Origin of the sequence: Isoptericola sp. NPDC060257 (assembly GCF_042726645.1) — a bacterium.
Classification (GTDB): domain Bacteria; phylum Actinomycetota; class Actinomycetes; order Actinomycetales; family Cellulomonadaceae; genus Isoptericola; species Isoptericola nanjingensis.
Map to the genome: position 1 here is coordinate 22,116 of NZ_JBHXAW010000016.1, position 7,152 is coordinate 29,267.

Sequence of the window (7,152 nt, forward strand, 5' to 3'; positions counted from 1 at the left end):
GCCCTCACGCCCCGCGGAGCAGCTCCGGCAGCCCGGTGACGTCGTCCAGCACGTGCTCCGGCCGCGGCAGCGCGTCGTCGTCGGCCTGCCGGGCGAACTTCCCCGTGCGCACCAGCACCGTGCGGACGCCCGCCGCGCGACCCATCGCGACGTCCGACGAGCGGTCGTCGCCCACCACCCACGTGCGCCCGGGCTCCGGCGCCGGGCTGACGGTGCTCAGCGCGAGCCGCAGGAACTCCGTGCTCGGCTTGCCCAGGGTGCGCGCCGTCACCTCGGCGCCGTGCTCGATCGCGGCGACCACCGACCCGGTGTCGAGCGCGGGCCGGCCGTCGCGCAGGAACCAGCGCCCGTGCTGCAGCGCCAGCAGCTCCGCTCCGCCCAGGACGGCGCGGAAGGCGGCATCCAGGGCGGGGTAGCCGAGCACGTCGTGGACGTCGCCCACGATGACGTGCGTCGGGTCGTCCTCCGGCCCGACGACGTCGAGACGCGCGGCGAGCTGGTCGCGGACGGCGGCGGTGGCGAGCACGTGCACCCGTGCGCCGGTGCCCTCGAGGTCGGCGACGGCGGCGTCCACCGGGGTGAACAGCTCGTCCGCGTCCAGGCCGAGACCCATCCCCCGCAGCCGCGCGACGATCGACGCCGAGTCCTGGGAGTCCGTGTTGGTGACGAAGCGGACGGCGTGCCCCGCGTCGCGCAGCGCGGCGACCGCGGCGTCGGCGCCGGGGACCAGACGGTCGCCCTCGTGGACCGTGCCCTGCAGGTCGAGCAGGACGGCGTGCGCGGTCACGGCCGCGCTCCCCCGGTCGGGACCGGCCCGGGCACCCGCAGCGCCCCGGCGTGCAGCAGGTCGCGGACCCGCGCCGCGAGGTCGTCGGGCGACGCGCCGGCGTCACGCAGGACGGTGCCGTCCGCCGAACCGCCGTCCGCCGCGCCATCGTCATCCGCGCCGTCCGCCTCGGCCGCGAAGGCCGCGTGCATGTCCCGCGTGGCGCCGGGGTCGTCGAAGCCGTGCCCCGTCCGCGCGGCCACTCGCGCGAGGCACACGTCAACGGGCGGCAGCAGGACGGCGCGGTGCACGGCGACGCCGGCACCGGCGGCGCGGGCGGCGAGGTCCCGGGTGGCGTCCCGGTGCAGCACGCCGTCGTAGACGACCCAGGCGTCCGAGCGGGCGAGCTCCACGGTCGCGGCGAGAGCGGCCCGGCCCGCGGGCACGGTCTGGGGCGCGGCCTCCGGGAGCCAGGGGTCGACGGCGCCGCGCCGCCACCGGCCGAAGAACCAGTCCGCCTCGAGCAGCGCGGACGGGTCGAGCAGGTCGGCCAGGGCCGTCGCGACGGCCGACTTCCCCGAGCCCGGCGGCCCCGTCACCACGACGACGTCAGCCACGGGGCCTCAGAAGATCCCGCGGGCGCGCCGGCGCTCGCGCCACCGCTGCACCTCGCGCTCGACGTCGCGCGTCGGCGTCACGACCGGCGGGCCGCCCATGAGCTGCCGGCGGGCGTCGACGACCCGCGCGTTGAACTCCTCGACGGTCTCCCTGACCCGCTTCTCCTCGGGCTCGCGGTCGAGCGTCTCGTCCAGCTCCGCGTCGTCGCGGCGCAGCTGCGCGGCCGGGAGGACGCCGGTGATCTGCTCGCGCTCCACGAGGTTCTTGAGCCACCAGTCCGGGTCGTGCGTGCCGCGCAGCCCGGGGATCGGCTTGCCCTCCAGCGGCAGGTCGTCGAACTCGCCGCGCCGGATCGCCTGGTCGACGACGGTGTCCACCCACAGGGCGCGGTCGTCCATGCGGCGCCTGGCCCGGCCCGGTGCGGCCCCCTCGTCGGGTGCGGCGTCGCCGGCCTCCTCCGCGGCCGCGGTGTCGGCGGCCGCCTCCCGGTCCACCTGGTACTGCGCGGCCCGGCGCGCCGGGTCCGTCTCCTTGTCCTGGCGTCGTCGGAACATCGGCATCCCCCTCGGGTCGGCTGCTCCCAGCCTAGGGGCGGACCGGGCCGCCGCCGCGGGGACCGGACCCGGCATGATGACCGTATGAAGGTCTCGCGCCGCAGCCACGTGCCGCCGTTCGCCGTCATGCAGGTGCTGGCCACCGCCAACGAGCGGCGTGCCGCCGGCCACGACGTGCTCAACCTGTGCGCGGGCGAGCCGTCGACCGGCGCCTCGGACGTCGTCCGGGAGAAGGCGGCGGAGCTGCTGCGCACCGCGGACCTCGGCTACACGGAGTCGATGGGCGTGCCCGCGCTGCGCCGCGAGATCGCCGGGCACTACCGGCGCTGGTACGACGTCGACGTCGACCCGGCGCGGATCGCCGTGACGACCGGGTCGAGCGGGGGGTTCCTGCTCGCGTTCCTCGCGGCCTTCGACGTCGGGGACCGGGTCGCGCTGGCCCGCCCGGGGTACCCGGCGTACAAGAACATCCTCGCCGCGCTGGGGTGCGAGGTGGTGGAGCTCGACTGCGGCCCCGACACCCGGTACCAGCCGACCGTCTCCCAGCTCATGGAGGCGTACTACGAGGGCGGGCTGGACGGCCTGGTCGTGGCCTCCCCCGCCAACCCGACCGGCACGATGCTCCCGCCCGCCGAGCTGGCCGCGCTGGCACGGTGGTGCGAGGAGCACGACGTGCGCCTGATCAGCGACGAGATCTACCACGGCATCGCCTACTCGGCCGACGTACAGCAGGCCACGGCGGCGATGTACACGGACGCCGGGGCCGTGGTGGTGAACTCGTTCTCGAAGTACTGGGCGATGACCGGCTGGCGGCTGGGCTGGCTCGTCCTGCCCGACGAGCTGGTCGGCCCCGTCGACGCGCTCGCAGGCAACGTGGCCCTCTCGCCTCCGGCGCTGGCGCAGCACGCGGGCGTCGCGGCGTTCTCCCCCGCCGGATACGCCGCCGCCGCGGAGAACGTGGCCCGGTACGCGGCGTCGCGCGCCGCCCTGCTCGACCGCGTGGACGAGCTCGGCTGGCGCCCCGTCGCGCCCGCCGACGGCGCGTTCTACCTCTACGGGAACGTCGCGGGCTTCCGCGACGCCGTGGGCGGCGACTCGGTGACCTACTGCCGCCGCCTGCTGGCCGAGGCCGACGTCGCGATCACCCCCGGTGCGGACTTCGACGTCGTGGGCGGGGGCGACTGGGTGCGCCTCTCCTTCGCCGCCGCGCCCGACGTCGTCTCCCGCGCCGTCGACCGCATCGTCGCCTGGCACCGCACTCTCTGACGCCGAGGTGGTACGCGCCTCCGCGAGGTCGTGCGGTCCTTGCGAGGTCGTGAGAAGGAAGGCGAGGGCGGGGTGGCGCACCGTTCGTGGGTGCGAGACGGCGCCTCGTGCGGGAGGCTCGCACTACCTCGCGGGGGTGCGTACCACCTCGGCAGGCCCGGTACTACCTCGGCAGTTCGGGTACTACCTCGGCAGGGCTGGCACTACCTCGTGGACGGAGGGCGGATGATCCGGCTGGTGACGGCGAACGTCCAGCACGCGCTGGTGGACGGGCGGCAGGTGGACCTCGACCGGCTCGGGAAGGCGCTGGCCGCGCTGGACGCCGACGTCGTGGCGCTGCAGGAGGTGGACCACGGCCAGGCGCGGTCCGACGGGGAGGCGCAGGCGTACCGGGTCGCCACGGCGCTCGGGATGCCCGAGCACCGCTTCGTCCCCGCGGTCCGCGGGTCGCTCGACCCGGCGTGGCGCCGTCGCCGGGCCCCCCGCACGGCCGCGGGCGACGACGGCCGACTGCCCGCCCCGCCCGGCTACGGGATCGCGCTGCTGAGCCGGCACCCGGTGCGCGCCTGGCACGCCATGCGGCTGCCCGGCCTCAACCTGCCGGGGGTGCCGCCGCTCGGCGTGGACGAGCCGCGCGTCGCCGTCGCGGCCGCCGTGGCGACCCCCGACGGTCCGCTGACCGTCGTCGCCACGCACCTGTCGAAGAGCGAGCCGTGGAAGGGCGCTCAGCTGCGGCGGCTGCGGCGCCGGCTCCGGCACGCGCCGCGCCCGCTGGTGCTGCTGGGCGACCTCAACACCCGGGGTGACCTGCCCGCCCGGCGCACGGGCTGGCGCGAGCTCGTGCACGTGCCGACCTATCCGCGCACACGGCCCTGGCTCCGCATCGACCACGTGCTCGCCGACGGCCCGGTCGCCGCGGCCGCCGCCGCGCGGGCCGTGGACTTGGGTGTCAGCGACCACCGCGCCGTCGTGGTCGACCTGGCGCTCGACGCCGCACCCGGTGAGGACGCGGGATGACGGACGAGCCCACCGGCGGTGTGCCCGACCGGTCCCACGGCCGCCCGGAGACGCCGGAGCAGCGCTCGGACCGCAACTGGAACGAGCTGCTGCAGGAGCTGCGCGTCATGCAGACCGGCGTGCAGATCCTCACCGGGTTCCTCCTGATCCTGCCGTTCCAGAGCCGCTTCGGGGACCTGGACGACTACCAGCGGACGGTGTACCTGGTGCTCGTGCTGGTGTGCGTGGCCACGACGGGGCTCCTCGTCGCGCCCGTCGCGCTGCACCGGGCGCTGTTCCGCAAGCACCTCAAGCGCTCGGTGGTCACCGGGGGCGACATGATGGCGCGCGCGGGCCTCGTGCTCCTCGCCGTCGCGCTGGCGGGCACCGCGGAGCTCGTGTTCGACGTCGTGCTGGGTCGCACGGCGGGGATCGTCGTGGGCGCCGCGTCGGCGGTCGTGCTGCTCGGGCTGTGGGCGGTGGTGCCCGCGTTCGTGCGGCACCGCCGGGAGTGACGCGCGGTCAGGCGGCGAGGTCGACGCGCTCCTGGCGCGGCAGCTCGGCGACGTCGGCCACGGGCGCGGCGTCGCTCAGGACCTCGGCGACGAGGGCGCCGGGGGCCGGCTCCGCGGAGCCGTCGACGACGGCCACGGCGTGCGGGTCGCCGGTCGACTGGACGGCGGCGAGCTGCGCGGCGGCGGCCCGCTCGGCGCGGCGGGTGCGGGCGATGGTGCGCATCGCGAAAGCGCCGATGATGACGGCGGCGACGTTCGACAGGGCGGACGGCCAGATGCCGTTCATGATCGCGATGAGGAGCATCACGGCCGCGCCGGCGACGTTGGCCAGCTGGAACTGGAGGCCGTCGGCGGTCCAGCGGCCCTTGCTCACCATGCCGTAGGCGAGGACGACGGCGATGGCGCCGACCCACCCGAGGGCAGTAATCACGGTCAGCAGGGAGATCGTCATGACGGGCACCTCCGGGGGGTCGGCATGGCACAGGTGTGCCATGGGAAGGAAGAGCTGAGGATGTGGGGACGCCGCTCCCGAGACCCGGGAACCGGAGAGGTCCGGCTGGCGTCGAAACGATTCTGCAGCACGATCTGCGTTCAGCACAATCAAATCCTTCTCCGACCGGCAGTTAGTATCTCTACATGGCCACAGACCCACGGAGACTTGCCTTCCTCCTTGCCGTGCACCGCGCCGGGGGCGTGCTCGCGGCAGCAGATCTTCTGCATGTCACCCCGTCCGCGGTGTCCCAGCAGATCGCCCGGCTCGAGGCCGAGGAGGGCATCGCCGTCCTCGACCGAGGGCCGCGCGGCGTCACCCTCACCCCGGCGGGACGCGTGCTGGCCGAGGCCGGCGAGCGGATCGAGGCCGAGCTGCTCGAGGCCCGGCAGGAGATCGCCGGGCTCGGCGAGGGCGTGAGCGGCAAGGTCGTGCTGGGCGCCTTCCAGACGGGGATCCGCGCCGTCGTGGCGCCCATGCTGCTCGACCTGGCCGAGCAGTACCCCGCCGTCGAGGTGGACGTGCGCGAGCACGAGCCGGCCGAGGCGATCCGCATGCTGCGCGCCGGCGACCTCGACGTGATCCTCCTCGAGCGCGACGCCGACATGGACTCCCCCGCCCCCCGCGGCGTGCACGACGTCCCGCTGCTCGACGAGCCGTGGTGCGTCGTCGTGCCGGCGGGGCTGCCCATGCCCGAGCGCCTCGACGACCTGGCGAACCTGCAGTGGGTGGGCGCCGAGGCCGACACGGCGTCCGACCGCGCGCTGCGCCGCCTCGCCCGCACGCTCGGCACGACCGTCAGCCAGCGGCACCGCTTCTTCGACTTCGACACGGCGCTCGCGCTCGTCGCGGCGAACCAGGGCGTGGCCATGCTGCCCGCGCTCGCGCTCCAGGGCGGGGACGTGCCCGAGGGCGTCGAGGTCGCGCGCCTCGCGGGCCTCGGCACCCGGCGGATCGTGGCGCGGCACCGCGCCACGCGGCACGAGCCCGGCCCGGCCGTGCGCGCCGTCGTCGACGCGATGGTCGAGGTGACCCGCGACCTCGAGCTCGCCTGAGGGGCCGCTCCCGCCCGCGACGCCGCAGGTCTCCGCCGCGCGATCTGGCGGGACCGCTCCTAGCATCGCGAGCATGAGCGACACGACGTCGGGGCCGGCCGGGTCGCCGGGGGCCGCGCCCCTGTCCGACCGCACCTTCGGCGCCGCCCGCCGCCTCTGGGGCCTGGTGTACCTGCGCGCGCTGATGTACCTGGCGGCGGGGATCGTGCTGTTCGCGAACCCCGACCGCGGGCTCGTGTGGGTGCGGTGGCTCGTCGGCCTGGTGATCGTCGTCCAGGGCGTGCTTCTCACGCTGGAGGGCGCCCCCACGAAGCGGTCGGGCCGGCCGCAGGGCACGGGCGACGAGATCAGCTGGCGGCTGATCGCGGGCGTCGTCAGCCTCGTCGCCGGCGTCCTCATCATCGTCTGGCCGTCCATGACCGGCCCGGTGATGTACCTGGTCGTGGCGGTGTGGGCGTGCGCGGCCGGCGTGGTCGGCGTCATCGGCGCGCTGCGGGGTCGCGCGCTCCGCACGACGTCGTGGGACTGGCAGCTCGTCAACGCGGTGCTGTGGATCGTGCTCGGTCTGGTGATGCTGCTGCGGCCCAGCTCGGACGTCGCCACGGGCGCGCAGCTGCTCGCGCTCTACCTGGTGCTCACCGGCGCGGTGCTGGTCGTGGGCGCGTTCGCCACGGGCACCCGGGACCGGGACGCCCGCAAGGCCCGGGACGGTGCCGCGGCCGGGTAGGATCGGGCGCGTCACACCGCAGCCCCGGCTGCCCACAACGCGGCCGCACCTCCGGGTGCGGTTGCCGCATAGCCGCTCGAACCGCGACGGGAGAGCTCGCGCCGCGCCCCCGCAAGGTGGCCGGCCGGCGCCGAAGGAGCAACCCTCCCCGGGAATCTCTCAGGC

9 protein-coding genes and 1 riboswitch are annotated in these 7,152 nt (G+C 75.7%); of the genes, 5 read left to right on the top strand and 4 right to left on the bottom strand.

Going from position 1 to position 7,152, the window contains the following annotated elements; genetic code table 11:
- Window positions 1-4 precede the first annotated feature (4 nt).
- From ACFWEK_RS02765 to ACFWEK_RS02775, 3 genes are read right to left on the bottom strand one after another with little or no spacing between them, the layout of a single operon-like run.
- The gene (locus ACFWEK_RS02765) at window positions 5-787 is read right to left on the bottom strand and encodes an HAD-IIA family hydrolase (protein ID WP_430553011.1); all 783 of its coding nucleotides are present in this window, start codon (window positions 785-787) and stop codon (window positions 5-7) included.
- A complete protein-coding gene (locus ACFWEK_RS02770; RefSeq protein ID WP_430553012.1) occupies window positions 784-1,383 on the bottom strand; it encodes an AAA family ATPase in 600 nt (199 codons plus the stop codon). Before ACFWEK_RS02770 ends, ACFWEK_RS02765 begins: the two co-directional genes overlap by 4 nt.
- A 6-nt stretch (window positions 1,384-1,389) precedes the next feature.
- On the bottom strand, window positions 1,390-1,938 hold the full coding sequence (locus ACFWEK_RS02775; RefSeq protein ID WP_430544890.1) for a DUF1992 domain-containing protein: 549 nt from the start codon (window positions 1,936-1,938) through the stop codon (window positions 1,390-1,392).
- Window positions 1,939-2,022: 84 nt separating this feature from the next.
- On the opposite strand from ACFWEK_RS02775, the gene ACFWEK_RS02780 reads away from it, so the two are divergent.
- From ACFWEK_RS02780 to ACFWEK_RS02790, 3 genes are all read left to right on the top strand, one after another.
- Window positions 2,023-3,204 (top strand): aminotransferase class I/II-fold pyridoxal phosphate-dependent enzyme, encoded by a 1,182-nt coding sequence (locus tag ACFWEK_RS02780; protein ID WP_430553013.1) that lies wholly within the window; start codon window positions 2,023-2,025, stop codon window positions 3,202-3,204.
- A gap of 225 nt (window positions 3,205-3,429) precedes the next feature.
- Window positions 3,430-4,221: an endonuclease/exonuclease/phosphatase family protein gene (locus tag ACFWEK_RS02785; protein ID WP_430553014.1), complete on the top strand. Its 792-nt coding sequence runs from the start codon at window positions 3,430-3,432 to the stop codon at window positions 4,219-4,221.
- Entirely contained in the window at window positions 4,218-4,715 is a 498-nt protein-coding gene (locus ACFWEK_RS02790; protein WP_430544893.1) for a DUF6328 family protein, read from the top strand. The genes ACFWEK_RS02785 and ACFWEK_RS02790 overlap by 4 nt, the downstream gene beginning before the upstream one ends.
- 7 nt (window positions 4,716-4,722) lie before the next feature.
- On the opposite strand, the gene ACFWEK_RS02795 is transcribed toward ACFWEK_RS02790, so the two are convergent.
- Window positions 4,723-5,166 carry a hypothetical protein gene (locus ACFWEK_RS02795; protein ID WP_430544894.1) on the bottom strand — a complete coding sequence of 148 codons (444 nt, stop codon included), beginning with the start codon at window positions 5,164-5,166 and terminating at the stop codon, window positions 4,723-4,725.
- A 185-nt stretch (window positions 5,167-5,351) separates the two neighbouring features.
- On the opposite strand from ACFWEK_RS02795, the gene ACFWEK_RS02800 reads away from it, so the two are divergent.
- Both ACFWEK_RS02800 and ACFWEK_RS02805 read left to right on the top strand, forming a co-directional pair.
- Entirely contained in the window at window positions 5,352-6,260 is a 909-nt protein-coding gene (locus tag ACFWEK_RS02800) for a LysR family transcriptional regulator (RefSeq protein WP_430544895.1), read from the top strand.
- Window positions 6,261-6,333: 73 nt separating this feature from the next.
- Entirely contained in the window at window positions 6,334-6,987 is a 654-nt protein-coding gene (locus ACFWEK_RS02805) for an HdeD family acid-resistance protein (RefSeq protein ID WP_430553015.1), read from the top strand.
- A 77-nt stretch (window positions 6,988-7,064) separates the two neighbouring features.
- Window positions 7,065-7,152, top strand: a riboswitch (glycine riboswitch). This riboswitch is flagged as partial in the annotation.

Excerpts from the sequence above, each read along its gene's own strand:
- ACFWEK_RS02795 (WP_430544894.1), bottom strand. The coding sequence starts at position 5,166 with ATGACGATCTCCCTGCTGACCGTGATTACTGCCCTCGGGTGGGTCGGC.
- ACFWEK_RS02790 (WP_430544893.1), top strand. The coding sequence starts at position 4,218 with ATGACGGACGAGCCCACCGGCGGTGTGCCCGACCGGTCCCACGGCCGC.
- ACFWEK_RS02805 (WP_430553015.1), top strand. The coding sequence starts at position 6,334 with ATGAGCGACACGACGTCGGGGCCGGCCGGGTCGCCGGGGGCCGCGCCC.
- ACFWEK_RS02800 (WP_430544895.1), top strand. The coding sequence starts at position 5,352 with ATGGCCACAGACCCACGGAGACTTGCCTTCCTCCTTGCCGTGCACCGC.
- ACFWEK_RS02775 (WP_430544890.1), bottom strand. The coding sequence starts at position 1,938 with ATGTTCCGACGACGCCAGGACAAGGAGACGGACCCGGCGCGCCGGGCC.
- ACFWEK_RS02785 (WP_430553014.1), top strand. The coding sequence starts at position 3,430 with ATGATCCGGCTGGTGACGGCGAACGTCCAGCACGCGCTGGTGGACGGG.
- ACFWEK_RS02780 (WP_430553013.1), top strand. The coding sequence starts at position 2,023 with ATGAAGGTCTCGCGCCGCAGCCACGTGCCGCCGTTCGCCGTCATGCAG.